Annotated in this window: 25 protein-coding genes; 11 read left to right on the top strand and 14 right to left on the bottom strand. The window is 66.7% G+C overall.

The window, feature by feature from the left end; genetic code table 11:
• Nucleotides 1-5: 5 nt before the first annotated feature.
• Both ACQY8M_RS37520 and ACQY8M_RS37515 read right to left on the bottom strand, forming a co-directional pair.
• Nucleotides 6-1,649 (bottom strand): ABC transporter substrate-binding protein, encoded by a 1,644-nt coding sequence (locus ACQY8M_RS37520; protein ID WP_428667535.1) that lies wholly within the window; start codon nt 1,647-1,649, stop codon nt 6-8.
• 30 nt (nt 1,650-1,679) lie between these two features.
• Entirely contained in the window at nt 1,680-2,705 is a 1,026-nt protein-coding gene (locus ACQY8M_RS37515) for an isopenicillin N synthase family dioxygenase (protein WP_428667533.1), read from the bottom strand.
• Between the two features lie 187 nt (nt 2,706-2,892).
• Between ACQY8M_RS37515 and ACQY8M_RS37510 the strand changes: the two genes are divergently transcribed.
• Together ACQY8M_RS37510 and ACQY8M_RS37505 are read left to right on the top strand one after the other, a co-directional pair.
• Nucleotides 2,893-3,075: a hypothetical protein gene (locus tag ACQY8M_RS37510; protein ID WP_428667531.1), complete on the top strand. Its 183-nt coding sequence runs from the start codon at nt 2,893-2,895 to the stop codon at nt 3,073-3,075.
• 4 nt (nt 3,076-3,079) lie between these two features.
• Complete coding sequence (locus tag ACQY8M_RS37505) at nt 3,080-4,066, top strand: isopenicillin N synthase family dioxygenase (protein WP_428667529.1); 987 nt, start codon at nt 3,080-3,082, stop codon at nt 4,064-4,066.
• A 51-nt stretch (nt 4,067-4,117) separates the two neighbouring features.
• Here the strand turns inward: ACQY8M_RS37505 and ACQY8M_RS37500 are convergent, their stop codons facing one another.
• The 9 genes from ACQY8M_RS37500 to ccoN are packed head-to-tail and all read right to left on the bottom strand — an operon-like array spanning nt 4,118 to nt 12,007.
• The gene (locus ACQY8M_RS37500) at nt 4,118-4,306 is read right to left on the bottom strand and encodes a hypothetical protein (RefSeq protein ID WP_428667527.1); all 189 of its coding nucleotides are present in this window, start codon (nt 4,304-4,306) and stop codon (nt 4,118-4,120) included.
• Nucleotides 4,307-4,320: 14 nt separating this feature from the next.
• Nucleotides 4,321-4,467, bottom strand: coding sequence for a cbb3-type cytochrome oxidase assembly protein CcoS (ccoS, locus tag ACQY8M_RS37495; RefSeq protein WP_428667525.1), 147 nt, complete (start codon nt 4,465-4,467; stop codon nt 4,321-4,323).
• Nucleotides 4,467-6,836 carry a copper-translocating P-type ATPase gene (locus tag ACQY8M_RS37490; RefSeq protein WP_428667523.1) on the bottom strand — a complete coding sequence of 790 codons (2,370 nt, stop codon included), beginning with the start codon at nt 6,834-6,836 and terminating at the stop codon, nt 4,467-4,469. The genes ccoS and ACQY8M_RS37490 overlap by 1 nt, the downstream gene beginning before the upstream one ends.
• Complete coding sequence (locus tag ACQY8M_RS37485) at nt 6,833-7,315, bottom strand: FixH family protein (RefSeq protein ID WP_428667521.1); 483 nt, start codon at nt 7,313-7,315, stop codon at nt 6,833-6,835. Before ACQY8M_RS37485 ends, ACQY8M_RS37490 begins: the two co-directional genes overlap by 4 nt.
• A 14-nt stretch (nt 7,316-7,329) precedes the next feature.
• Entirely contained in the window at nt 7,330-8,748 is a 1,419-nt protein-coding gene (ccoG, locus tag ACQY8M_RS37480; RefSeq protein WP_428667519.1) for a cytochrome c oxidase accessory protein CcoG, read from the bottom strand.
• Between the two features lie 27 nt (nt 8,749-8,775).
• The gene (gene ccoP, locus ACQY8M_RS37475) at nt 8,776-9,636 is read right to left on the bottom strand and encodes a cytochrome-c oxidase, cbb3-type subunit III (protein WP_428667517.1); all 861 of its coding nucleotides are present in this window, start codon (nt 9,634-9,636) and stop codon (nt 8,776-8,778) included.
• A gap of 8 nt (nt 9,637-9,644) precedes the next feature.
• Complete coding sequence (locus ACQY8M_RS37470; protein WP_428667515.1) at nt 9,645-9,800, bottom strand: cbb3-type cytochrome oxidase subunit 3; 156 nt, start codon at nt 9,798-9,800, stop codon at nt 9,645-9,647.
• A 7-nt stretch (nt 9,801-9,807) separates the two neighbouring features.
• Nucleotides 9,808-10,530 (bottom strand): cytochrome-c oxidase, cbb3-type subunit II, encoded by a 723-nt coding sequence (ccoO, locus tag ACQY8M_RS37465; protein WP_428667513.1) that lies wholly within the window; start codon nt 10,528-10,530, stop codon nt 9,808-9,810.
• Nucleotides 10,531-10,540: 10 nt separating this feature from the next.
• Entirely contained in the window at nt 10,541-12,007 is a 1,467-nt protein-coding gene (gene ccoN / locus ACQY8M_RS37460) for a cytochrome-c oxidase, cbb3-type subunit I (protein ID WP_428667511.1), read from the bottom strand.
• A gap of 124 nt (nt 12,008-12,131) precedes the next feature.
• Here ccoN and ACQY8M_RS37455 point away from each other — a divergent pair, with 124 nt between their 5' ends.
• On the top strand, nt 12,132-12,926 hold the full coding sequence (locus ACQY8M_RS37455) for a DUF2189 domain-containing protein (RefSeq protein ID WP_428667509.1): 795 nt from the start codon (nt 12,132-12,134) through the stop codon (nt 12,924-12,926).
• 3 nt (nt 12,927-12,929) lie between these two features.
• Here ACQY8M_RS37455 and ACQY8M_RS37450 read toward each other — a convergent pair whose 3' ends face one another.
• Entirely contained in the window at nt 12,930-13,664 is a 735-nt protein-coding gene (locus ACQY8M_RS37450) for a sulfite exporter TauE/SafE family protein (protein WP_428667507.1), read from the bottom strand.
• Between the two features lie 107 nt (nt 13,665-13,771).
• Between ACQY8M_RS37450 and ACQY8M_RS37445 the strand changes: the two genes are divergently transcribed.
• The 8 genes from ACQY8M_RS37445 to ACQY8M_RS37410 all read left to right on the top strand — a co-directional run bounded on the left by ACQY8M_RS37445 (nt 13,772) and on the right by ACQY8M_RS37410 (nt 21,029).
• Nucleotides 13,772-14,608: a universal stress protein gene (locus ACQY8M_RS37445; RefSeq protein WP_428667505.1), complete on the top strand. Its 837-nt coding sequence runs from the start codon at nt 13,772-13,774 to the stop codon at nt 14,606-14,608.
• A gap of 8 nt (nt 14,609-14,616) precedes the next feature.
• Nucleotides 14,617-15,963 carry an oxygen-independent coproporphyrinogen III oxidase gene (gene hemN, locus ACQY8M_RS37440; protein WP_428667503.1) on the top strand — a complete coding sequence of 449 codons (1,347 nt, stop codon included), beginning with the start codon at nt 14,617-14,619 and terminating at the stop codon, nt 15,961-15,963.
• 19 nt (nt 15,964-15,982) lie between these two features.
• Entirely contained in the window at nt 15,983-16,198 is a 216-nt protein-coding gene (locus tag ACQY8M_RS37435) for a hypothetical protein (RefSeq protein ID WP_428667501.1), read from the top strand.
• Nucleotides 16,199-16,261: 63 nt separating this feature from the next.
• The gene (locus ACQY8M_RS37430; RefSeq protein ID WP_428667499.1) at nt 16,262-17,827 is read left to right on the top strand and encodes a PAS domain-containing sensor histidine kinase; all 1,566 of its coding nucleotides are present in this window, start codon (nt 16,262-16,264) and stop codon (nt 17,825-17,827) included.
• The gene (fixJ, locus tag ACQY8M_RS37425; protein WP_428667497.1) at nt 17,817-18,431 is read left to right on the top strand and encodes a response regulator FixJ; all 615 of its coding nucleotides are present in this window, start codon (nt 17,817-17,819) and stop codon (nt 18,429-18,431) included. Before ACQY8M_RS37430 ends, fixJ begins: the two co-directional genes overlap by 11 nt.
• Before the next feature lie 49 nt (nt 18,432-18,480).
• Nucleotides 18,481-18,858: a response regulator gene (locus ACQY8M_RS37420; RefSeq protein WP_428667495.1), complete on the top strand. Its 378-nt coding sequence runs from the start codon at nt 18,481-18,483 to the stop codon at nt 18,856-18,858.
• A gap of 97 nt (nt 18,859-18,955) precedes the next feature.
• Nucleotides 18,956-20,017: a serine O-acetyltransferase EpsC gene (gene epsC, locus ACQY8M_RS37415; RefSeq protein WP_428667493.1), complete on the top strand. Its 1,062-nt coding sequence runs from the start codon at nt 18,956-18,958 to the stop codon at nt 20,015-20,017.
• Nucleotides 20,018-20,174: 157 nt separating this feature from the next.
• On the top strand, nt 20,175-21,029 hold the full coding sequence (locus ACQY8M_RS37410; protein WP_428667491.1) for an alpha/beta fold hydrolase: 855 nt from the start codon (nt 20,175-20,177) through the stop codon (nt 21,027-21,029).
• A 417-nt stretch (nt 21,030-21,446) separates the two neighbouring features.
• Here the strand turns inward: ACQY8M_RS37410 and ACQY8M_RS37405 are convergent, their stop codons facing one another.
• Together ACQY8M_RS37405 and ACQY8M_RS37400 are read right to left on the bottom strand one after the other, a co-directional pair.
• Nucleotides 21,447-22,094 carry a carboxypeptidase-like regulatory domain-containing protein gene (locus ACQY8M_RS37405; RefSeq protein ID WP_428667489.1) on the bottom strand — a complete coding sequence of 216 codons (648 nt, stop codon included), beginning with the start codon at nt 22,092-22,094 and terminating at the stop codon, nt 21,447-21,449.
• Entirely contained in the window at nt 22,094-25,678 is a 3,585-nt protein-coding gene (locus ACQY8M_RS37400; protein ID WP_428667487.1) for a DUF6519 domain-containing protein, read from the bottom strand. Before ACQY8M_RS37400 ends, ACQY8M_RS37405 begins: the two co-directional genes overlap by 1 nt.
• Nucleotides 25,679-25,683: the final 5 nt, after the last annotated feature.

Below are 25,683 nucleotides of genomic sequence, written 5' to 3'. Positions count from 1 at the left end.
GGTCCTTACTTCGACTGGTTGGCGATGAAATCGGCATCCTTGGTGTCGAAGCGGAAAGTCTCGAAGCGGTACTCATATTGCGATGAACCGCCGTCCTGCTTGGCCGCCGTGACCAGGTATTTCCAGCGCGGCTGCACGCGGACGTCGTTGTGCGAGAAGATGGCCGGCGCCTCGGCGGCGATCTTCTTTTGCGCATCGCAGTAGAGGGCGTACTGCTCGGGCGCGCCGTCGGGCAGCAGCGCGGCCTTCTCCATCATCGCCGTGACGTCGGGATTCTGCCAGTAGATGCCGCCACTGGGATAGGGCGCGCCCCAACCCTTCTTCGTGTAGAAGGCGAGCAGCGGGCTGGGATGCCGAACGCGGGCCGAATCATAGAAGAACACGAAGGAATAGGCCGATTCGGGCTTGGTCTGCGCCGCCACGATGTCGGTCCAGCGTACGGTCTTGACCTCGGCCGTGAGGCCGATCTTCTTGAGGTTCAGTGTCAGCAGCAGGCCTACTTTTTCGAAGGCCTCGGCACCCGCCGTCGAGGCATATTCGAGCTTGAACTTCTTGAGGTCGTCAGCCGAGTACTTCGACTTGGCGATATATTCCGCCGCCTTCTTCAGGTCGTACTCGTAGGTCGCGATGCCGTCGCACTTGCCGAGCAGTGCCTCCGGCACGGGTCCCTTCAACCGGATGCCACCGGAATAGATCTTGTTCATCACCGTGTTGGCGTCGAACGCGTACGCGATTGCCTTGCGCACGTTGACGTCATCGAGCGGCGGCTTGGTCGTGTTCATGACCACGTAGTAGTTGTTGAGCGTCGGCCACGTATCGACGGCGAACTTCGGATTGTCGGCGAAGATCTTCACCCGCGGCGGCGACGGACTGACCAGGCTGACGTCGAATTCCCCGGCCAGCATCTTGTTCTCGAGCGTCACGACCTCGGGGATGATGCGCAGCTTGACCTCGACCGGCGCGCCGGGCTCGAACGGCCGCAGCTTGTAGCCCTCGAAGGCCTTCAGCGTGAGGCCCTCACCCGACTTGAAGTCGGCGATGGAATACGGGCCCGAGCCGGCGTCCTTGCTCTGCAGGTACTTCACGCCGTAGTCGCCATACTCGCCGTACTGGCCCTCGGCCTTGTTGGCCATCAGCAGCTTGCCGTTCAGGATCTTGAGATTGACCAGTGCGCGGATGAAGGTCGGGTCGACCTCCTTCAGCTGGAAGCGGATGGTGCGCGGATCGACGACCTCGATCTTGTCCTTGTCGACATTGCGCAGATAGCCGCCGACCAGGCCCGGCAGGGTGAGCACACGGCGCATCGAGAAGGCGATGTCGTCGGCCTCGACCGGCTTGCCGTCATGGAACAGCACGTCGTCGCGCAGATGGAAGGTGTAGGTCTTGCGATCGTCCGAAACATCCCACGACTTGGCGATCCACGGCACCACGGTGTTGTCGGGCATCGGCATCACCAGCATGTCATAGACATTGAGGACGATGATGTTCTCTCCGTAGTTGGTGGCGCGCACCGGGTCGAGCGTCGAAACCTCCAACGTCAGGCCGGCGCGCAGCACCGGCTTGGCGGCGTCGGCCCAGCCGGCGACGGGCGCAATCGACAGACCAAACGCAAATGCGGCCAGCGCCGCCGTGATCGAGAACGCTTTCACGACTCTACCTTCCTTGAAATTCAGACTTGATTAGCGGGCAGCGGTGTAGTCGGTCGTGTACCAGGACATGTACTCGGCGTAGGTCATCGCCTCGTACTGGAACGGATTTTTCTCCGACTTGCAGCTCGGCAGGCAATCCATGACCCAATCCCGATTGACGTCGAGGAAGAAGGGCATGGCGTAGCGTTCCTCCGGCGAATGGTTCACGACTTGGTGCGGCGTCGACATGCAGCGGTTGTTGCTCCAGCGGCGCAACATGTTGCCGCTGTTGACGACGAAGCTGCCCGGCACCGCCGGCACGTCGACCCACTGGCCGCTGGTCAGCCGTACCTGCAGGCCCTGGACTCGATTGTAGGGCAGCAGGGTCATGAAGCTGGTGTCGGTATGCGGCGGCAGGCCCTGCTCGCGCTCACCGAGGGTGGCCTGGCGCGGGTAGCGCGAGATGCGCAGCGTGTACATGGGATCGACGAACGCGTCGTCGAACCAGGGAGCCGGCAGGTCGAGAGCCGTGGCGTAGATCGGGAGCAGCGACTTTCCGAGCGCCTCGAGTGCCAGCGAATAGCCGACCATCGCGACGCGGAAGCCCGGAGCCGATTCTTCCTTCGGCCACTGATTCGGTGAACGGAAACGCTTGCCGGCCAGCACGTCGGGATGATCGGGCGCGAGATCGGCCTTCATGAAGAAGGACTCGGCGGCCGCGGTCACCTGCCGCTTGTCGTTCAGCTCCGACGTCGGGCGGTTATAGGAAGACCGGATGGGCGTGTAGCCGATATTGTGCTGGTTCTTCAGCAGCGGCATCTTCACGTCGTCCGGCAGGGCGAAGAAGGCGCGCACCGCGTCATAGGCTCGATCGATCGTCGTCTGCGGCACACCGTGATTGACGATGAGATAGAAGCCGACATTTTCCAGCGCATCCTGCAGCCGGGCGGCGCATTCTTCGAGGGCGCCCGGCGTCCCGGCCCGGAAATCCGAGAGATCAATCACGGGGATTTCACGCACGGTGCCTGTCTGCACGGCCTGAACGGGTGTCAAATAGTCCTTCACCTGCACATTCATCGGACCCTCGCTACGCAACACTCTGGGAATTGCTTCCGCTCGGAACTGCAGAAGCAATAAACATTCCAGCCGAGAACATGGGCCCCCGGACTGAGGCGGCAGGCAGGTGTGCGATGAATGCGTGGGTCCTGTTCGGTCCGAGCCACGCGCTTCTCAGGCCAAGATCTGCCCTGCGAGTTTGTGATTTTTGAGTTCAGAGGGCGACACCGTCGATTTCGCGGTGCCGGAGCTGCAACGGCGCAAGCTGTTCCGCCCGGACCATGTCGGCACCACGCTGCGCGAAAACATGGGACTGGAGATTCCCGAGCGCCAAGTTCACGGGCAGGATGGCGTCATGAGGAGACCCGGCCAGCGTGTCACAGGAGGTTAGGTCCATGCAGGTGTCCGTCAAGAGCGAGCTGCCCGTCATCGATGTGAGTTGCCTGTGGAACGGCGGCTCGGACAAGACCTTGATCGAGCTCGGCGAGCAGATCTACGCCGCCTGCCGCTCGGCGGGCTTCTTCTACATTGCCAATCACGGCGTCGATGCTGCGCTTATTGCCGATACCTTCGAGGCCAATCGGTGTTTTCATGCGCTTCCCTTGGAAGAGAAGCTCAGGATCAAGCTCAACCGCTGGCACCGCGGCTACCAGGCCTTCGCCGGCTCCACGCTGGTTTCCTCGGCGCGGTTCGCGCCGGCCAGGCACCCCAACCAACTCGAATCGTTCTTCCTGCGCCACGAAGTCGATCCGTCCGATCCGTCCTTTATGGTCGACCCCCTGCAGGGTCCCAACCAATGGCCGGACGATCCGGCGTTCCAGACGACCGTGCGGCGTTACGATGCCGCGATGCTCGATGCCGGCATGCGCCTGTTGCGCGGCTTCTCGACCGCCATAGGCGAGGCGCCTGGCTTCTTCGGCAAGTTCTTCATGCCGGCGACCACCGCGTTGCGCCTGATCCACTATCCGCCGGCGCCGGCCGAGCGCCCGGCCGATCTCTACGGCAGCCATCCTCACACCGACTACGGCTTTCTGACCATCCTGGCACAGGACAGAATCGGCGGGCTCGAGGTGCGGAAGCCGGACGGCAGCTGGATGCCGGTGCCGTACATACCCGACACGTTCATCGTCAATGTCGGCGATGTGCTCGCGCGCTGGACGAACGACGCCTTCAACTCGACGCCGCATCGCGTGATCAGCCCGGCGTCGGACAAGGACCGCTACTCGATCGGCTACTTCTTCGATCCGAGCCTCAGCACCGAGATCCGGACACTACCCGTCTTCACCAGGGATGAGGCTGACACGCGGTACCAGCCGGTGCGTTATTCAGCCTATTTCAGCGATCGGCTCGACGCGAACTACCAGGACAGGGTCGGTGCCTAGATCGATAGCGGCAACCCGTTCTGCGTGCGCGAGGACAGGTGATCGTCCGGTTCAGGAAGCGCCGACGTCGCTCTCCGCCTCGTCGTAGGCGGTCTTGATCATCCACCACGCGAACAGCACGCCGGCGACGAACAGGCCGAGGCCGAAGATGAATATCCCGGTGTCGCGTGCGGCCGCCGCCATGAAGAGACCCAGCAGGGCGAACAGCGTGGCCATGATCCCCATGATCCAGTGAGACATCGTTCTCTCCTTCGTTATCGGTCGTCGTCGTCGAACAGGATGCGGCCGGCGGCGCCCTCGGGGTCGTCGAACTGGCCGTGCCGGAGCGCCCACAGGAAGGCCGCCAGCGCGAGCAGGCCGAGCGTCAGTGCGGCCGGTATGAGGATGAGCAGGCTGTCCATCAGGGAGTCCTCCCTCGGGTCGGCGCCGCGCCCAGCCGCAGGGCATTGCCGATCACCAGCAGCGAGGACGAGGACATCGCGACCGCCGCGATCAGCGGCGTCACGACGCCGGCAATGGCGAGCGGCACCGCGGCGAGGTTGTAGAGCAGGGCGACCGTCAGGTTCTGGCGCATCGCACGCTCCGCGCACCGGGAGACCGCGAGGATCTCGAGCACCGCGGCGAGGCTTTCGCCCTGGAAGACGGCGTCGGCGGCATTCTGGGTGGCCTCGCTCGCCGTGGCGGGGGAGATCGACGCGTGGGCGGCGGCGAGCGCCGGTGCGTCGTTCAGTCCGTCGCCGACCATCAGCACGCGCCGGCCACCGCGTGCGAGCTCGACCAGGCGTTTGACCTTGCCAGCCGGCGACACCTCGGCACGCCAGTCGGCGAGGTCGCAGTCCTTCGCCACGCGTGCGACGGCATGGGCGCGATCGCCCGACAGGAGCTCGACGCCGAGGCCGCGACGCTTCAGCTCGGCGAGCACGGCCGCTGCGTCGGGCCGCAGCCGGTCGGCGAAGGCGAAGCGCACGGGCGGATGATCCGGCCGCGCCAGCCACAATTCGGGGCGGCCGTCTTGCGGCGCGTCGGCGACACCGCAGAAACTGGCCGAGCCCAAGCGTATTCCACCCTTCTCGAGGCCCAGCCCCGGATGCTCGGCGACGCCGTCGACGGCAACTGCGTCCGGTGCTGCGCGCTGCAGGGCCCTGGCCAGCGGATGACGCGAGTTGGCGGCCAGGCCGGCGGCCAGCGCGACCATCTCGCGGCCGGGCGTATCCACCAGCTCGGGGCGGCCCAGGGTCAGCGTGCCGGTCTTGTCGAATACCACATGATCGATAGACGCCAGCCGTTCCAGCGCGGTCGGCGACAGCAACAGGACACCGGACTTCATCAGCCGCGTGGTCGCCACCACCTGGACCACGGGGACGGCGAGCGCCAGGGCGCAGGGGCAGGTGATGATCAGCACCGCCGTCGCGATCACGAGGGCGCGGTCCCAGGCAAGTCCGCCCAGCACGGTCCAGCCGAGAAAGGTGAGCAGCGCAGTAAGATGCACGACCGGCGCGTAGGCGCGCGCCACCCGATCTGCCAGCGCCACGAACCGCGAACGGCCGTGCTCGGCCGCCTCGACCAGTCTGACGATGCCGGCCAACACCGTGCGCTCGCCCGAGGCCGTGACCCTCACGCGCAACGGTGCGCCGAGATTGATCATGCCGGCGACGACACGCGCTCCCGGCGACACCGCAAGGGGCAGGCTCTCGCCGCTGATCAGGGAACCATCGAGCGAGGACCGGCCCTCGATCACCATGCCGTCCGCGCCGAGCCGGTCACCTGCCGCGACCAGCAGGATGTCGCCCGGCCTCAGGCTCTCGACCCGGCGTGCCTCGGTGCTGCCGTCGTCCTTCAGGACATGCGCGCTGCCGCCCGAGAGCGCGAGCAGCGCCTGCACGGTGCGGCGCGCGCGCGCGCGCGCGCGGCGGTCCAGCGTGCGGCCGATCAGCAAGAAGAAGAGCAACGTGATCGCCGAATCGAAGAAGGCATGCTCGGCGCCGATCCAGGTTTCGTGCAAGCTGACGGCCGAGGCAAGGACGACACCGATCGAGATCGGCACGTCCATGTTGCTGCGGCCGGCGCTGAGCGCGCTCCAGGCCGAGCGGAAGAACGGGCGGCCGGCATAAGCCACCGCCGGCAGCGCGATCGCGGCCGACAGCCAGTGGAACAGCGTGCGCGTCGCCTCGCCCATCGAGCCGTCATGGCCCGACCAGACCGCGACCGAGAGCAGCATGACATTCATGGCGGCGAAGCCGGCAACCGCGAGGCAGCGCACCAGGTCGCGTGTTTCGGCATCGTCGCGCGCCGCGGCTGCCAGCGCGCGGTAAGGCGCGGGCCGGTAGCCCAGCGCCGCGACCAGTCCGGCGTGCTCGTTGGCGGCGTTGGCCGCGCCGTGCCAGCGCAGTGCCAGCCGGCGTGTCGATAGATTGACTCGGGCGGCCACGATCGCGGGATTGCGCGCCAGCAGGCTTTCGATCAGCCAGACGCAGGCGGCGCAGTCGAGCCCATCGATCAACAGGTCGAGCGCGAACAGGCCGGGTTCGACCTCCTGCGCGAAGCCCGCGAAATCGGTCTCGAGCGGCACCGGCCGGTGGGCGTGCGCGTCCTCCAGCTTGCGATAGAAGGAGCCGAGACCCGCCGCGCCGATGATGGCGTGGGCGCTGGCGCATCCGCTGCAGCAAAACATGGCATCGCTTGCCAGGCCTCGCAGGCTTTCGCCGCAATGCACGCAGACGCTTTGCGCGCGCGCCTGCGGGTGCGTCGCGATCAGCGCATGGTCGGTCATTGCAGGAACAGCCGTTTGGTGATCGCGAAACGATGGCCCTCGGCTTCGATCGCGATGTCGGCATCCCAGTTTCCGCGTGCCGGCAGAACGACGCTGCCCGAAAACTTGCCGCCGCCCAGGCCGTTCATGGTGACCCCGACCGGCGGCCGCTTCTCCGCAGGGCGGATCAGCGCGACGCTGACGACGGTTGCCTCCAGCGGCCGTCCGGCGGCATCGCTCAGCGTGAGATCGAGGTGGTTGCTCTCGGGCTTCCAGCCGGTTTGCACCGTCCAACCCAGGGCGTCGCGGCTCCGCTGCTGGGCAACGACCTCGTTGTAGTGCACGCCGCGCTCGCGGGCGTGACCGCTGTACAAGCCGGAGAAGGAACCGATGGCAAGCCACATCATCGTGCCGTTGACGGCGATCACGATGGCGAAGCCCGCGACGAACAGCCAGGGGACGATGCTGAAGCGCGGTGAGCGCACCGAGAGGAGAGACATGGCGGGCTCCTGGATCAATGCGCCGGGCCGACGAAGACCGAGCCGTGCGTCGCGGTCTCGTGGCCGCTCGCGTCGAGCACGATGAACTGGACGGCCTGCGATCCGGCCGGAGCCGCTGCCGCAGGAACGGTGACCAGCACGCGGAAGCTGCCGACCGCGTCGGCATGGACGGCGAGGTGTGAAGCGGCCGTGTCGGACGCTCCGGCGACGGCGAGGGTGGCACCGGGCAGACCGCGCACCTCGAGCGCGAAGAGGCTCTCCTGCTGCTGCTTGTTGGAGATCTTGACGGTGTAGGAGTTGCGAATATCGCCACTGCTCAGCCGGACGAAGTTGGGACTCCGGTCGCGCTGCACGGAAAGATCGGTGGTGCCACGCAGAATAAACGCGATGACCATCACGGCAGCGACCATTCCCAGCAGCGCGCCATAGAGCATGGTGCGCGCTCGCACCGGCCGCCACGGCGCCGGTTGTCTGGCCTGCTCGCGGTCCTGCTGGCGGGCCAGCGTATCCCAGCGGATCAGGTCGCGCGGCCGGCCGACCTTGTCCATGGTCTCGTTGCAGGCGTCGATGCAGAGTCCACAGCCGATGCATTCCATCTGCTGGCCGTCGCGGATGTCGATGCCGGTCGGGCAGACGTTGACGCAGAGCCGGCAGTCGACGCAATCGCCGCGACCCTCCCAGCTGTCGCCAGCTTTATGCTTGCCGCGCGTCTCGCCGCGCCATTTCTGATAGGTGACGATCACGCTCTGCTCGTCGAGCATCGCTGCCTGGAAGCGTGGCCACGGGCACATGTAGGTGCAGACCTGCTCGCGCGCCCACCCGGCCAGAGTGTAGGTGGTTGCGGTGAGCAGGCCGATGAAGAAGTAGACCTCGCTCGATGCCTCTCCCCGGAAGATCCTGAGCAAGGTCGAAGGGGCGTCGACATAATAGAAAACCCACGCGCCCCCCGTCGCTGCGGCGATGACCAACCACACGGCGTGCTTGGCGCCCTTGCGCGCGGCCTTGGCAAGGGTCAGCGGCTCGCGGTCCCGCCGCATGCGCTGATTCCGATCGCCCTCGATCAACCGTTCGACCAGCATGAAGAGGTCGGTCCATACCGTCTGCGGACAGGCGAAGCCGCACCACACGCGACCGAACAGCGACGTCGCGAGGAACAGGCCGATCGCGCCCAGAATCAGGAAGCCGGTCACGAAATAGACTTCCTGCGGCCAGATCACGACATCGAAGAACCAGCCTCGGCGGCCGTCGAGATCGATCAGGATCGCCTGGCCCGGCGCGTTCGGACCGCGGTCCCAGCGCAGCCACGGCACGAGGTAGTAGATCCCCAGCAGGACCGCGAGCGCCGTCCATTTGACGCGGCGCCACGTGCCGCTGACCGCGCGCGGATAGACCTTGACGCGGGAGGCGTAGAGCGGGGGGCTGCTGCCGTCCATGATGGCTGACCGTTGCCGCGCGGCCCGTTACTTGCCGCCGCCCAGCGAGTGGACGTAGAGCGTGAGCATCTTGATCGTTGCCTCGTCCAGCCGCTCGCCCCACGCCGGCATGCTTCCGTTGCGGGCGTAGAAGATCGACCGGTAGACCCCGTCGCGGCTGCCGCCATAGAGCCACAGCCCGTCGGTGAGGTTGGGTGCCCCCATCTCGAGATTGCCTTTGCCGTCGGGCTGATGGCAGGCCGCGCACTGTTCCTGGAACAGCTTCGCGCCCTGCGGTGTCGCCGTGCCCTTGCCGGACAGGCTCAGCACATAGTCGGTGACGGCGCCGATTTCCTGGGGCGTCAGGAGCCCATCGGCGCCGAAGCGCGGCATCATGGTCTGGCGCGACTTTTCGTTGGCGTTGCGCACACCGAACTGGATGGTCTGCTGAATCTGCTCGATGTTGCCGCCCCACAGCCAGTCGTCATCGACCAGATTGGGGAAGCCGGTGCTGCCGGCGCCGCCGGCGCCATGGCACTGCATGCAGTTGGTCTGGAAGGCCGAGCGGCCGCCCGCCACGGCGAAGTTGAACAGCTCGGGATCCTGGCGGATCTGATCGAACGACGCCGAACGGATGCGGTCGACGAACTTCGCGCGCTCGCGGCCCTGCGCGTCGAGCGACTGGGTGAGCTCGGCGCGGTTGGTATAGCCGAGCAGGCCCGTCGTATGGCTGCCGACCCAGGGCCATGCGGGATAGAGCACGCTGTAGACCGCGGCGAACACGATGCAGGCGTAGAAGGTATAGACCCACCAGGTCGGCAGCGGAGTGTTGAGCTCCTTGATGCCGTCCCACTCGTGGCCGGTCGTCTCGCGGCCGGAGACGGAATCTTTTTCGATCTTGGTCGGCATGGCGCGCCCTACCGTTCGTCGTTGAGAGGGATGTGCGCGTCGCTTTCGAAGCGCGTGCGGTTGGAAGGCCGCAGTGCCCAGAAGGCGATGCCGCCGAACACGACGACGGCCCAGACCGTCCAGATGGTCGAAAGCAGCTCGCCGAGCGATGCAAGCATTGTCATGGCGTCCTCACTGGCGCAGGCGTTCGGGGGGGATGTCGCTGATGCGGACCAGGGTGCCCAGCATCTGCAGGTAGGCGACGAGCGCATCCATCTCGGTGACGCTGCTGCTCTCGCTGTTGAACTTGCCGACTGCAGCGCGCGGATAGCGCTTCAGCAGGGCGGTCGGATCGGCGTCCGGATTGACCTGGGCGTCGAGATCGGCCGCGGCATTGGCGATCATCTCGTCGCTGTAGGGCACGCCCACCGTGCGCAGCGACTTCAGGTGCGCGGCAATGTCGGGCACTTCCAGCTTGCGCTCGACCAGGAAGGGGTAGGCCGGCATCACGCTCTCCGGCACGACCGCGCGGGGCGAGGCCAGGTGCTGCACGTGCCAGTCGTTGGAGTAGCGGCCGCCGACCCTTGCAAGATCGGGCCCGGTGCGCTTGGAGCCCCACTGGAACGGCTTATCGTACATGCTCTCGGCGGCGAGGCTGTAGTGGCCGTAGCGCTCGACCTCGTCCTTGAACGGACGGATCTGCTGGCTGTGGCACAGGTAGCAGCCCTCGCGGACGTAGATGTTTCGGCCCATCAGCTCGAGCGGCGTGTAGGGTCGAACCCCGTCGACCCGCTCGATCGTGCTCTCGATCGTGAACAGAGGGATGATCTGGACGATGCCGCCGATCGATACCGTGATCAGCGTCAGCACCAGCAGCAGGATGGCGTTCTTCTCGATGATTGCGTGACGGAACATTGCGCGCCTCCTAGGCCGCGAGTGCGGGGCGCGCGGTCCCGACGGCGAGCGATTCCGGCTCGCTGCGCACCGTGCGCCACATGTTGTAGGCCATGATCAGTCCGCCGCTCAGGAAGAGGACCCCGCCCAGCATCCGGATGAAGTAGAAGGGATGCATCGCTGCCACGGTCTCGACGAACGAGTACTGGAGGAACCCAAGCTCGTCGTAGGCACGCCACATCAGGCCTTGCATGATGCCGCTCACCCACATCGCGGTGATGTAGAGCACGATGCCGAGCGTCGCGATCCAGTAGTGCCAGCCGATCAGCCGGGTCGACCACATGCCCGCGCGCTTCCACAGCACGGGAACAAGGTAGTACATCGTGCCGAACACGATGAAGGCGACCCAGCCCAGCGCACCCGAATGGACGTGGCCGATCGTCCAGTCGGTATAGTGGCTGAGGGAATTGACCGCCTTGATCGACATGACCGGACCCTCGAAGGTCGACATGCCGTAGAAGCCGACGGCAGTGACCGAGAAGCGCAGGCCGGGATCGGTGCGCAGCTTGTCCCACGCGCCCGACAGCGTCATCAGGCCGTTGATCATGCCGCCCCACGACGGCATCCACAGCATGACCGAAAAGACCATGCCGAGCGTCTGCGCCCAGTCGGGCAAGGACGTGTAATGCAGATGATGCGGGCCGGCCCAAATGTAGAGGAACACCAGCGACCAGAAGTGCACGATCGACAGCCGGTACGAGTAAACCGGCCGGTTCGCCGCCTTCGGGATGAAATAGTACATCATGCCGAGGAAGGCCGCGGTCAGGAAAAATCCGACGGCGTTGTGGCCGTACCACCACTGGATCATCGCGTCCTGCACGCCCGACCAGGCGCCGTAGCTCTTGGTGCCGCCGAAGGAGACCGGCATCGCGAGGTTGTTGACGATGTGCAGCATCGCGATGGTGATGATGAATGCGAGATAGAACCAGTTCGCCACGTAGATGTGCGGCTCCTCGCGCTTCAGGATCGTGCCGAGATAGGCGATCAGGTAGGCGACCCAGACGACGGTCAGCCACAGGTCGGCGTACCATTCCGGTTCGGCGTACTCCTTGCTCTGGGTGATGCCGAGCAGGTAGCCGGTCGCCGCAACGACGATGAAGAACTGATAGCCCAGCAGGATGAACCAGCCGAGCGGCGCGCCGCCGAACAGCCGCGCGCGGCAGGTGCGCTGCACGACATGGAAGGCCGTGCCGATCAGCGCGGTGCCGCCGAAGGCGAAGATCGCGGCGGAGGTGTGCAGCGGCCGCAGGCGGCCGAAGGTCAGGTACTCGCTGTCGAAGCTGAGTTGCGGCCAGACGAGCTGGGCGGCGATGACCACACCCACCGTGAACGCCGCGATGCCCCAGAACATGGTGAGCGCCATGGACGCGCGCACGACATCCTCGACGTAGCGGGGTGCCGATCGCGGAGCGGCAAGGACGGCTGGATTGCTGGACATACGGGCTCCCCGGAGTGGCGTGCGCGGGAAAGCTAGCGCTTGATGGAGCGTCGGCGTTTGACCTGCATCAAGGCCCGTATGCGATACGGAGCGTCACTCTGTCCGCCAAATCGGGAGGATGTAAATGCACGAGACCGTTGCCGTCTTCCAAGGGCCGCAGCCCCGCATCCGGCGAGTCCCTGTCGATCGGCCCTGGACTTGGCTCACGGCCGGCTGGCGCGACCTGATCGCCGCGCCTGGACCCAGCGTGGCCTGCGGCCTGGTGCCGGTGGTCGTGGGCTGGTTTGCGGTCACGCTGATGGTCTGGCTCGACCTGCCCTATCTCGTGCTGCCGCTCGGCGCCGGCTTTTTCTTCATTGGCCCCTTCATCGCGGTAGGACTGTACGAGATCAGCCGCCGGCGCGAGGCTCACCTCCTGGTCGATCGCGACAGCATGTGGCTCGCCTGGCAGCGCAATCCCGACCAGATCGCGCTGATGGGCCTGCTGCTGCTGCTTTTCCATCTTGCCTGGATGCGGACCGCGCAGCTCCTGTTTGCGCTGTTCGAATGGCGTACCCAGTCGTGGGACCGCTTCGCCGATCTCCTGTGGTTCTCCTCACGCAGTCTGCCGTTCCTGGGCTTCGGCATTGCCTGCGGCGCCGTGCTGGCCGCTGCGGCTTTCGCCATCGGCGCCTTCTCGATGCCGTACCTGCTCCATCGCCGCAATGCCAACCTGTTCGAGGCCATCGCCACTTCCGTCACGGCCGTCCGGCTCAACCTTCGGCCGATGATCCTGTGGGCCGGGCTGATCGTGTTGCTGGTCGGGATCGGCATGGTGCCCGGCCTGCTCGGTCTCGCCGTCGTCGTGCCGGTGGTGGGCCATGCGACCTGGCACGCCTACCGCGATATCGTGATCTTCCCGGATGAAGGCGGCACCTGACGATCAAAACCTCCGGCCCGCCAGCGCCAGCATGAGCAGCGCGCTGACGACGAGCAGCGGAGAGGCGATCCAGCGAGTCATTCCTTGCCAGCGGCGGCGGAGAAGGACACCGCCCCAGCCGACGGCGACCAATGCAGGCATGGTCCCGAGCGAGAAGGCGGCCATCGCCAGCGCACCGTGCAGCATCGATCCCGTGCCGGCTGCGGCGCCAAGCGCCCCATAGATCAGGCCGCAGGGCAGGAAGCCGAGCACGACACCCAGTGCGTAACGCGCCGCGGGATGGCGTGAGGAGGTGAGCGGGGCGGCCACGCGCTGGATCAGTCCGGCCTGTGGCGCCGCCACCCCAAGGGCGAGACCGAACGCCTGGGCCACCATCAGCGCGGCCCCTGCGATCAGCAGGACTGCGGACAGCCAGGCGAAGACGACGGTCGACGCGAACAGCGCGGTGGCGGCGCCGGCCAGGACGCCCAAGCCCGTATAGGTGGTGAGCCGGCCGAGATGGTAGGGCGCGAGCGCAGCTCCCGACAGGCGGCGCCATTCGCCGTAGGCGCCCGGCCCGACGTGCTCGGCATCGGCCATCACCTGACCGAGCACGAATGGCCCGCACATGCCGACGCAGTGCACCGCGCTGCCGCTCAATCCGGCGAGGAACAGCGACAGGGAGAGCCCGGCCGGAAGCCCGGCGACATGCACGAACCCGTCGCGGCACGCGGCGATGGCCTGGAATACGAACTCCATGACGCCTCATTAGGCCGCGCGATCGAGGCACAGCTTGATCTGCATCAATCACCGGCCTCGCCGTGCGTGGCAGGAACATCCTCGCACGCGCCATCAGGAGGCAAACGATGAGCTACAAGACCATTCTCGTTCATTGCGACGCCAGCCGCAGCGTTGGCGGCCGTCTGGCCGTCGCCGCCGAGGTCGCCCAACGCTTCGAGTCCCGGCTAATCGGGCTGCATGCACGCGAACCGTTCGAGGTCGTTTCCTACGTCGACGGTGGCATGGCCCTCGGCCCGTTGATGGAGGCCTACGAGGCCGGCCGCGACGCGGCCGAGAAGACCGCCCGTGCTGCCTACGAGAAGGCGATCAAGGGCCAGAGCTTCGCTTCGGAGTGGCGGGTGACCGAGGCCTTCTCGGACGATGCGCTCGCGGTCAATGCGCGTTATGCCGACCTGCTCGTCGTCGGCCAGGCCGATCCCGAGGATGTCGCAGGCAGTCGCGGCGATCTGCCGGAGGCAATGGCCTTTGCGACCGGCCGTCCGGTGCTGGTCGTGCCGAAGATTGGCGCGCTGTCGCCCGTCGGCAGGACAGTGATGCTGTGCTGGAACGCCAGCCGTGAGAGTGCCCGTACCGCCACTGACGCGCTGCCCTTCCTGCACGCTGCGGAGAAGGTGATCGTCCTGGTGGTCGATCCCGAGGTCTCCGCCGACGGCCACGGCCAGGAGCCCGGCGCCGACGTCGCCCTGTGGCTCGCGCGCCACGGCGTGAAAGTCACCGTGCAGCGCGACGTGGCGGCCGACGCCAGCGTGGGTGAGACCATCCTGTCGCGCGCCGCAGACTGCAGCGCCGACCTGATCGTGATGGGCATTTACGGCCATTCGCGCCTTCGCGAGTTCGTTCTCGGGGGTGCGAGCCGCACCTTGCTGGAGAGCATGACCGTTCCCGTCCTGATGTCGCACTAGGGCAATCGATGGATCCGGCATTGCTGGCGGCATACGACCGCCCGGTCCCGCGCTATACCAGCTATCCCACGGCGGCGCAGTTCACGCCGTCGGTCGGTGCGGCGCAGCACGAGGCGTGGTTGCGCGCGTTGAACGAGATCTCCGCCTCGCTCTACGTACACGTGCCATTCTGCAAGGAACTGTGCTGGTACTGCGCGTGCCATACGATGGCAATGAACCGGCCCGGTACCCTCGACAGCTACGCCGACGCGCTGCTGCGTGAGCTAGAGACGCTCGCCGGGGTGGTGCCGGGACTGATCCTCGAGGGCGTGCAATGGGGTGGCGGCACGCCCAGTCAGCTCGGCGCCGCACGCCTGGAAGCCGTGGGAAAGCGCATCGCAGCGCTCTTCGATCGCCGGTGCGACGCCGAGGTGTCGCTCGAGATCGATCCGCGCCGTTGCGACCGCGAGATCGCCGCCGCCGCGGCGGCAATCGGGGTGACGCGCGTCAGCCTTGGCGTGCAGGATTTCGACGAGGGCGTGCAGGCGGCGATCAACCGCCGTCAAAGCTTCACGGACACGGCGGATGCCATCGATCGGCTGCGCGCTGTAGGCATCGGCCGCTTCAACATCGACCTTGTCTACGGGTTGCCGCATCAGACCCTGGAGACGCTGGCGGCAACGCTCGATCTCGCCCTGAAGCTCGGACCCGACCGCTTTGCCGTATTCGGCTATGCGCACGTGCCGTGGATGAAACCTCACCAGAAGCTGATCGAGAATGCCGACCTGCCGGACAATGCGTTGCGGGCGGCGATGTCGACGCTGGTCGCCGAGCGGTTGGTGACGGCAGGCTATTGCCGGATCGGGCTCGACCACTATGCGCGGCCGGGCGACCGGTTGGCGCGTGCGGCCGCCGCCGGCACTTTGCATCGCAACTTCCAGGGTTATGTCGCCGACCGGGCCGCCTTCGTCGCAGGTATCGGCGCGTCCGCGATCTCCAGCCTGCCGCGGGGCTTCACCCAGAATGCCGCCGATCCGTCGCGTTATATGGCGGCGGTGGCCACCGGCGGCTTCGCAACGGCGCGCGGCGTCGCGCTCACCCGCGACGATCGCCTGCGCGGCGCGATCATCGAGCGCGTGATGTGCCACAACGCCGTCGACCTCGCGGCTCTGTGCAGCGAATACCAGGTCAGCCACAAGGCGTTTCGAGCCTCGCTCGATCCCCATCTCGATCGTCTGGAACGCGACGGGCTGATCCGGCGTGCTGATGCGCAAGTCACGGTCACCGAGACCGGCCGACCCTTCGTTCGCTTCGTCTGCGCCGCCTTCGATCGTCACTACGCCGGCGGGGCTGGCCGCCACTCCCGTGGACTCTAACCCAGGAAAGGTTAGGCAAATGAGTACATATGATCTCGTGGCGCGCCATGTTGCCGCGGCGCTGAAGGAGGCGGAAGCACAATCGATCGCCAGCGATGTCGTTGCCCGTTGCCTGCTGTCGGAGGCGATCCGGCTGTTCCGTCAGGACCGCCCGATCGCGGACATCGCAGCCGAGCTCACCGCCGCGATCGACAATCTCGACGAGGATGCACCGCTCGCCTTCATCCGGCCCTGACGACCGACTTCTTTGTCCAGTCTGGTGCTGCTGCTATAGTCACGGCCACAAAAGGGCTCTGACATGGCGACGACGCACGCGCTGGCGGTGCTTCCGCAAGAATTTGCGGCCCTTGTCAGCGCTTCCCCGCATGCCGAATTACTGCTTTCGGCCGATTTCTCCATTGTCGCCGCGAGCGAGGACTATCTCGAGTTGCTCGAAGCGCCGGCGCAGGCGGTGGTCGGGCACGATATTCGCGAGCTGCTCGAGGGCAGCCCGGCGATGGTCGGCCTCGTCGCCTCGCTGGAGAAGGTGGCGCGGTTGGGCACCAGGCACCAGATGGGCCAGGGGACGTTCCGCCTGCCAGGACGCGACGGATACAGGGCGCGAGTCCTGGACGTGGTCAACGCCCCCGTGCTGGCGGTTGACGGGTCGGTTGCCTGGATCATCCATAGCGTGCGCGCGGTCACCGACCTCGAGGACGGGCGGAATGCTGTCCGTCTCGCCAATGACGCGGCGCTTCAGGCGGCCGAGGCGCGATTGCGATCGGTCCTGCAGACCGTACCCGATGCCATGGTCATCATCGACGAGCGCGGCCGCATCGAATCGCTCAGCGCCACGGCTGAAGAGCTGTTCGGCTACACGATGGCGGAGGCCGCCGGCCAGAACATCAAACTGTTCATGCCCGAACCGCATCGCGGGCAGCATGACGATTACCTCAAGCGCTACCTGCGGACCGGCGAGAAGCACATCATCGGCATCGGCCGGATTGTCGTTGGTCAACGCAAGGACGGCACGACCTTCCCGATGCATCTGACGATCGGTGAGCTGCAATCCGCCGACCGGCACTATTTCACCGGCTTCATTCGCGACCTCACGGACCAGCAGCTGACCCAGAACCGGCTCAAGGAGCTGCAGTCGGAGGTGGCCCACATGTCGCGCTTCACCGCGCTCGGCGAGATGGCGTCGACCCTGGCGCACGAGATCAATCAGCCCCTCACCGCGATCAACAACTACCTCAAGGGCTGCCACCGCCTGCTGCAGAGGGTCGACGGCGAGCAGGTGCCGGCGCTCCAGGACGCCCTTGGCAAGGCCGCCGACCAGGCGCTCCGCGCCGGCCAGATCATTCGCCGGTTGCGCGAGTTCGTGGCGCGTGGGGACAGCGAGCGTCGGGTCGAGAACCTGCCAAAGCTGATCGAGGATGCGAGCATGCTGGCCCTGGTCGGCACGCGCGAGAACGCGATCGCGGTGTCCTTCCGGCTGGATCCCCGCGCCGACGTGGTGCTGGTCGATCGCATCCAGATCCAGCAGGTGCTGGTCAACCTGATCCGCAATGCCGTCGAGATCCTGCTGGAGGCGCCGGGCAAGCGCGAACTCGCCATCGAGACGGTGGTGGCGAGCGATGGCGTCGTGCAGGTAAGCGTGACGGATTCGGGTGCAGGCCTCGCGCCCGAGGTGAGGGCGCATCTCTTCCAGCCCTTCGTCACGACGAAGCAGAAGGGGATGGGCCTCGGCCTGTCGATCTGTCGCACCATCGTCGAGGCGCACGGCGGCAAGATCTGGGTCGAGTCGCGGCCGCAGGGCGGGACCATCTTCCGCTTCACCTTGAGGATGCCGGGCGAATCGGAGGAGGCCGAGCTTGGCCAATAGCGACATCGTTCACGTTATCGACGACGACGCCGACGTCCGTCAGTCGCTGGCATTCCTGCTCAGCACCGTGGGACTGGCCGTGCGTGTGCACGAATCGGCCACGGCGTTCCTCGAGTTCCTGCCCGACGCCCAGGACGGCTGCATCGTCACCGACGTACGCATGCCCGGCGTGGACGGCATCGAGCTGCAGCGCCGGCTTCGCGCCGCCGGCAACACGATCCCTGTGATCGTGATCACCGGCCACGGCGACATCGCGCTCGCCGTCGAGGCGATGAAGGCCGGTGCCGTGGACTTCATCGAGAAGCCGTTCGATGACGAGGCCCTGATCGGTGCGATCAGGTCAGCCCTGGCGCGGCGCGCTGGCGACCGTGAGCGGGACGCGCAGGCGGCCGAGTCGCGCGCCCGCCTCAAGACCCTGTCGAAGCGCGAGCTCCAGGTGCTCGAAGGCCTGGTTGCCGGCAAGGCCAACAAGATTATCGCCCACGAACTCGAGATCAGTGCACGCACCGTCGAGATCTACCGTGCCAACGTCATGACCAAGATGCAGGCCGACAGCCTGTCGGCCCTGGTGCGCAAGGCGCTTCTCGCCGGCGACTTCCTGTAGGCTTGCGCTGGATCAATTCGCGCATGGGCGGCGCGGATAGACTGCTGTCATGCTGAGCAAGCTCCCCGTCATCTGTGTGGTCGACGACGATGCGGCCGTGCGCAACGCGCTGAAGTTCGCCTTGGAAGTCGAGGGGCTGAACGTTCGCCTCTTCGATGGCGCGGTCAGTCTGCTGAGCGATCCCGCCATCCTGCCTTGCGGCTGCATTGTCATCGATTACCGCATGCCCGTGATTGACGGGCTGGAACTGATCGGCGTTCTCCGCCGCCGCGGCATCGAGGCGCCCGTCATCCTGATCACCGGCCGTGCCAACAAGGAATTGCGTGCCCAGGCCCAAAAGCTCGGGGTCCATTGCCTGTTGGAAAAGCCCTTGTCGGACGATGCGCTGCTCGATTCGATTCGTTCCGCGCTCGCCAAGGCAGGCTAGACGACGGGACCGCCATGCCGCATCAGGCCGGACTGGCGCTGCTGTCGGTCGCGGTGTTGCGGTTGGTTCTGCCGGCGCGGCGCTGGCCGAGCAGCTATTGAAGCTGACGCGCAATGTCTATTGCGGATGGATTGCGGAACGCAGTGTGCGCCGCCCGTGCCATCGGATCAGCGCCATCGCTCCCGGGTCGCATACGGATTCGGCACAAGGCACGGGTGTGGAGATCGCGATGATCCTGGACGAGGCCGAGCCGATCGACGGCCTCGGCCTGGTCGAGGAACCCTCGGGTCGCGCGCGGTCCTTCCATCGCCCGGACAATGGCCGACGCGCTCGGTCAATCGACGGCGCTTGCCGATGCCGCGAAGTTGGGACGACGCTGCTGGGCTCGGAAGAGGTGTCGACGCTGCAGGAATTCGCCGCACTTCTGCGGTGGGAGCCCGCACTCGGGCAGACTGTAGGTGCGGTGCTCGAGCGAGCGTTACCGGCTCTCAACGATCAGGTTCGACGGACACTGCCCTTCGCGACCGACAACACATTCTCGGAAAACGAACTGGATCTCCGGGCATCGGCCATCACGCGTGAATTCGCGGCGGGCTTGCCGGCCATCCGCGGGTTGCTGGTGAGCGATCTGAAGGCCGCCTATGTGGGCGACCCTGCGGCCACCGGTCATTCCGAGATCCTGCTGGTCTATCCGGGCATGACCGCCGTGATCCACTATCGGCTGGCGCATGCGCTCCACGGCCTGGGAGCGAGGTTCCTGGCGCGGCAGATTTGCGAGATCGCTCACTCGCTGACCGGCATCGACATCCATCCCGGCGCCCGGATCGGCGGCAGATTCTTCATCGATCACGGCACCGGAGTCGTCATTGGCGAGACGGCGGTGATCGGCGAACGGGTACGCCTCTATCAGGCAGTCACGCTCGGCGCGCGCAGTTTTCCGGCCGACGAGACGGGGGCCTTGATCAAGGGACGGCCGCGCCATCCCATCGTCGAGGACGACGTCGTCATCTATGCCGGCGCCACCATCCTCGGCCGCATCACCGTCGGGCGCGGCTCGACCATCGGCGGCAGCGTCTGGCTGACCCACAGCGTGCCGCCGGGCAGCCAGATCACGCAGGCGCAGCTCCGCAGCGAAGCGAACAACGATCGTCAGGGCTGAGTTCATCGGGGCGCTCGCCGCAGGCCGGCCTGCAACACCGCGCCCGCAAGGCCGCTTCCCGTGCGACCGATGATCCGAGTATCTATATGCACTTGGCCTCGCAGGCTTGCCGGTGGAAGTTGCCGTCTGATCGCGGGGCCTACGGGGGTGAACAGCGATGGACGTGCGCAAGATCAAGACGGGACCGGGGCTTGAATTCGATTGCTCGGTGGCAGGCCTGCCCGACAATTCGCTGGTCCTGCTCCTGCACGGCTTCGGTGTCTCGCGGCATTTCTGGGACAGGCAGGTGCCGGCCTTGGCGGGCGCGGGCTACTATGCGCTCGCTCCCAACCAGCGCGGCTATTCGCCGGGGGCGCGTCCCGATCCCAGGGATCTCGATGCCTATCGGATCGACCGGCTGGTGGACGACGCGCTCGATATCGTCGCGGCGGCAGGCCATGGAGGCAGCCGCTTCCATCTGGTCGGCCACGATTGGGGCGGCAGCCTTTCCTGGATCATCGCGGCGCGCCATCCCGAGCGGCTGCATACGCTTACCATGCTGTCCCGGCCGCACCCGGCGTCGTTCCTGCGCGCGCTTGCCATGCCGGACGGTGAGCAGAAGCGGCGATCGGGCCATCACACGGCGTTTCTCGAACCGGACGCCGTGCCGAAGTTGCTGGCGAACGATTGCGAGTGGCTGCGGTCGCGCCACATACGCCAAGGGATGCCCAAAGCGGCGACCGATGCTCATATGTCGGTGCTCGGCAACAAGCCCGCGCTCGAGGCGGCATTGGCGTGGTACCGCTCGAGCGGTCCACGGCAACCCCTCGGCCCGATCAAGGTGCCCACGCTCTATCTCTGGGGCGACGCCGACGACACGGTAGGACGTGTTGCGGCCGAGGGCACGGGTGAGTTCGTCGACGCGCCGTATCAGTTCGAGGTGCTGCCGGGCGTTGGGCACTACGCAGCCGATCAGGTTCCCGATCGGGTCACCGAGCTATTGCTGGCACACATAGGCAGGCATACCGGCTAGGCGACGACGGCGTCGGCTCCCTTCGTGCGCTGCCTGATCCTGTTCGCCTATAATGAAGACGAAGGACCTGACCACGACATTCTTGCGGCAGCGCGCATCGGCAGGCGTGGTCGGGTCGACGTACCTGTAACCGGAAGTCGAGCAGCTGCTGCGCCAGACGCTGGGCGCCAGCCGGGTGTTCATCTTCGGCCACAACGTCCGCAATGCCGTGCGTCCGGGCCTGGCTCCACCGTCGCGACAAGTGCACAACGATCATGCGGTGAACTCGGCGCCGAGCCGGGTCCGCGACCACCTGGGCGCCGAGGCGCCGGAGCTGCTGATGCACCCGTTCGGTGTGTCAACGTATTGCGGCCGATCCGCGAGAAGCGTCCAGGAGCTGTAGACGAGCTCATGCGCGAGCCTCGGCACATCAGCGGATCACGCCGCGGTCTTGTCCGTCGCGGCTCCCGCCACGGTCAATTCGCGGAGAACGATGTCGCCGGCGCGAAGCGTCAGCATCTCTTCGTCGGTCAGCACGATCTTGCCGCCGACGCTCACCTGCAGCTGGATCACGATTGAGGGTTCGGCGGAGGCAGCGGCACTCTCCGTCACGATTCTTCCGCGCGCGGCGGCGGCGGCGCGCACCGGGACCGTCATCTGATAGCTGCCATCAGCCGAGGTCGTCGCCTTTGCGGCCTGCCCCCCGGCCTGGTTCAAGGCCAAGATGGCCGCCCTGGCGATGCCGTTTCCATCCTGGTCGGAGACACGGCCGAAAATGCCCGCGGCGTTGGCCGGAAGCTGCGGCGGCACGAGCTGCGCCCGCGCCTGGGCCAGAAGCATCTGCTGCATCGCCTGCTCGCCCTCCTCGAGCCGGACATCCATCGCGCCGACCTGGTCGGCGGCAGGCCCGTACTTCGCCGCGTTGCGCGCGCGGTTGATCGTCAGCGCAAATTGCTGGGCCCCCTGGAGGGCGAGGGCGGCGCCCAGGCCGGCAAGCCGGGCCGCGTCGGCGGCTGGAACGATCGCCGGCAACTGCTCGCCGACCGTCTTGCGCTGCTGCTCGGTGTAGCTGGCGTCGAGTTTCATCATTGCCTCCCTGGAACAAAGCCGAAGTCTCGGGTGCAGATCGGCGGCATCTTCATCGCCTGCGCCCAGGCATCGATCAGCGCGAGATTGTCGGTCTGGACCTCTCCAGCCGCGCCCAGCAGGCTGGCGACGAAGAGGCAGTGGGTGCTCTGGTTGAGCGACGCCGTCGCCAGCACGCCGATGCCGAGACCGGAGAGCAGGCAGCGCAGCATCGTTTCGCTCAGCCGGTTGCCGACGATCCGCAGCGATCCCGCGACCACGGCGAGATCGGCGAGCAGCAGCGTGTTGGCCGACCGTACGGTGAGCTGATTGTCCTGTGCGCTCACGTCGTCGAGGCTGATCAGCAGTACAGAGCTGGCGAGCAGCCTTGCCCTTGTCACCCCGAGGTCGAGCAGGACCTGGTTGTCGTCGAACATCACCCCGCCGCGCGTCTGGGCAAGCTGCGTGGCCGCGAGGTAGAGGTACTTCGAATTGCCGAACGACCCCGTCGGCACCATTTCCGAGCTCAGCCCCAGGTCGACGATGACCACCGCCGATCCAAAGCGGAGATAGGGCTGGGCGAGGCCGGGGGCGGTCGGTGTCTGCGCGACGCCGGTGAAGCCCGTCGACTGGCCGTTCTCGCCGGTTGCTCCGCGGCTGGTCAGCGCATTGCGATGGACGGTGACCGCGCCGCTGGCGGCCACGATGACCAGCGCCTGACCGTCCTCGCAAACCACGACATTGTCGAGGATGCGAGCGGCCGGTCGTGCCTCCGGGCCGATCTCCTCGCGCGGTGCGGTGACGAGCCCGAGGAAGAGCCCGCCGCGCAGTCCGGGCTGGGCGGTGCCGGCACTTTCGATGCGCAGGCCGTTGCTGCGCACGGTGTTGCCGTCGATGGTGACGCCCGTGCCGCCGAGCAGGAAGACGCCGCAGATCGGCTGGAGATGCGAGCGGCCATTGCCGGCGATGGTGTTGGCGCCGATCTGTAGGTCATGGACGGCGGCGAGCGCGATGGCGCCATAGGCTGCCCATCCGGCCAGCGCGCCGCCGATCTCGGGCAACTCGATCTGCAGGCACGAGCGGATACGGTTCTCCAGGATGCGCAGGCCGTCGACGATGATCGTCTGCCGGACGCTGGTGGCGGCGAAGAAGCGGGCCACGGCGATGCCGCTCTGCCCCATGTCCGCGATCTCGTTCTCCTTGATCAGGATGTCGGTCAGGTTCCCGGTCGAGATCGGGACCATCGGACCGCCGTCCGGGCCGTTCGGCGGCGGCGGATCGGGGACGTACTGGATGCAGCCGTTCTCGTCGACGGCCAGGTGGCCGCCGGGGCCGACATAGGTCCATTGCCTGGCGAGATCGAGGAAGTCGCTGCCCACCGTGAAACGCCCGATCACGCGCTCCGGCACATAGGCGATCGAACCGAGCGTGATGCCGTTGCCGGTGCCGCCGACGATGCTGTTGCGGCGGATCGCGACGCGCTCCGAACCGCCTGCGATCTGGATGCCGCCCAGCGCCAGACGCGAGCGGACCGTGAACGCGGCTGGCGGGTCGGCATTGTCGCTCGCGGCCGCAAAAGACGCGACGCGTTTGGCCGACAGCGATCGGGCCGTCACGCTGTTGCGCTCGACGAGGACGTCGTCGGCGGCGATGAACACGGCCGGCCACCGGCCATCGGTCGAATTGATCGTGAAGTCCGCCGCCAGCGCGTCGACGGCGATCGTGCTCTCGGTCAGGTCAATGAAGCGCCCGCCAGCCATGGCCACGGCGGAGCGGTCGCGACCTTCGATCAGGAGCTTGTGCAGGTGGATGTGGTCGAGGCGCCGTTGCGCCCTGTTCCTGCCGGCAGCTGCATCCACCGTCGCGAGATCGGCCGGGAGATTGAGGGCCTGTGCCTCCAGCCGATCGACGAGCTGCAGGCCGATGCGCTGGGGGTTCGCGATTGCGAAGTCGGTCAGCACGATCTCGCTGCTGTCGACGATGGTGACCACGGCGCGGTGGTTGGACCGCGGCGCGCCGGTGATCTGCGTACGCGGCCCGCATCCTTCAATTCGGACCTGCCGGCGTCCATCGACGCGGAAATCCTGGGCGAAGGTGCCGGCGAGGATGCAGATGCAGCCGCCCCGCGGCGGCAGATGGTCGATCGCGTCCTGGATGACGCTGTAGTTTCCATGGCTCGTAACGCCGTCGCCGACCGTGAAGGTGCAGCAGGTCGAGCGCCGGGTCAGCGGCTGGAAGGGTGGGCGGCAGTCGTCGACCGTGCTGCCGCTGGCGCTGTCATCGTTGATCGACCAGAAGATCTGCCCGATTGGCGCGAAGTAGCGGCGGATGCCGTGCGGTGCGCGGCTGGTCAGGAGATCCCACGGCACGACGCGCGTCGGATCTTCCGGCCGTGCGGCGATCACCCAATAGTCGGCGGGCACGAAGACCGTGCCGGTGAGGGTGACGAGGATGCCGGTGTTGCCGAGAGCGACCGCCGTTCCGGGCATGAAGGCGATGGCGGCCGGCGAGACCGTGTCGCTGCCGCGCGCCCAGACGCGCATGAAGTAGTAGGGCGTCTCCCCTTCGAGGGTGGCGGCATCGTCTCGCGCCCGCCACTGCTCGCCGAAGCCGGGCGGCGGCGCGGCTGGCAGGGCATCGGTCAAGGTCAGCGTATGCAGGTCGGGATCGTAGGCGCCCGCGACGGTCGTCAGATGACCCGAGATTTCGGCGAGCTTCTCGCCATTCGGCAGGACGGCCGACCAGGCGAGGATCTCGACGGTGATGCCGGACTGCATCCAGTGCGCCTGGTCCTTGGGCTCGGTCTGCAAAGTGACGGTCTTGCGGTCGGCGCCGATCGTGACGCGATAGAGTGGCGAGGCGTTGTCGAAGCCCCAGGTGAACTTGTTCGTGTCGACGATCTGCACGCGGATCGCCTGGTTCTCGGCGCCGAGATAGCCGCCGACCACCGACGGCGCGCACAGGTCGTCCTTCTTGCCGGTGTTGTCGAACGTCACCCGCAGCTTCGTGTCGGGCTCGCACAGGCAGGTTTCGGGATTCCAGATGCCGTAGGTCGCCTCGATCTGCAGCAGCGCATCTGTCCAAGCCGTCGCACAGTCGCTGCCGCCGAGGCCCGCGCCGAGCATGATCCGGCGCATCAGCCGCAAGCGTGTCGCGGTGTCCGGCCCGCCCAGCGCCGTCTCGAACAGCTCGGAGTCCTCGATTGCCTCGACCGGCTGCTCCCAGGCCATCACATAGGCGAGATCGGCCCGTCCGTCGGTCGGCGCCGCGCGATCGGCGGCCGGCTGCTCGAGCCAGTCGACCTGTTGCGTATAGCTCTCGCCGAGACACTCCAGGCGAAGACCGCCGAGGTAGAGCGTGCCTGCGGCGATGTCGAAATCGAGGTCGCCGCGCGTGTTGATCCGCGGGTTGGCGATCGCGAATCCGGAGTCGGGGCTGCCCGACGGCCCGACGACATCGAGGACAGTGAGCCTCGTCTGCTCGGCGTCGAGCCTCGCGCCCTCATTGTAGTCGTCATCGGTGGTGACGCGCCCCTGCTGGAGGCGGATGCCGTCGTAGCGCTTCGCAAAGGAGGTGGCGTTGCGCGAAATGTCTTCGGTCGCCATGGGAT

The sequence above is a fragment of the Reyranella sp. genome, from assembly GCF_965279465.1.
In the GTDB taxonomy this organism is placed as follows: Bacteria; Pseudomonadota; Alphaproteobacteria; order Reyranellales; family Reyranellaceae; genus Reyranella.
The sequence above is the reverse complement of the archived record's forward strand: the minus strand, read 5'-3'. Positions and strand labels throughout refer to the sequence as shown.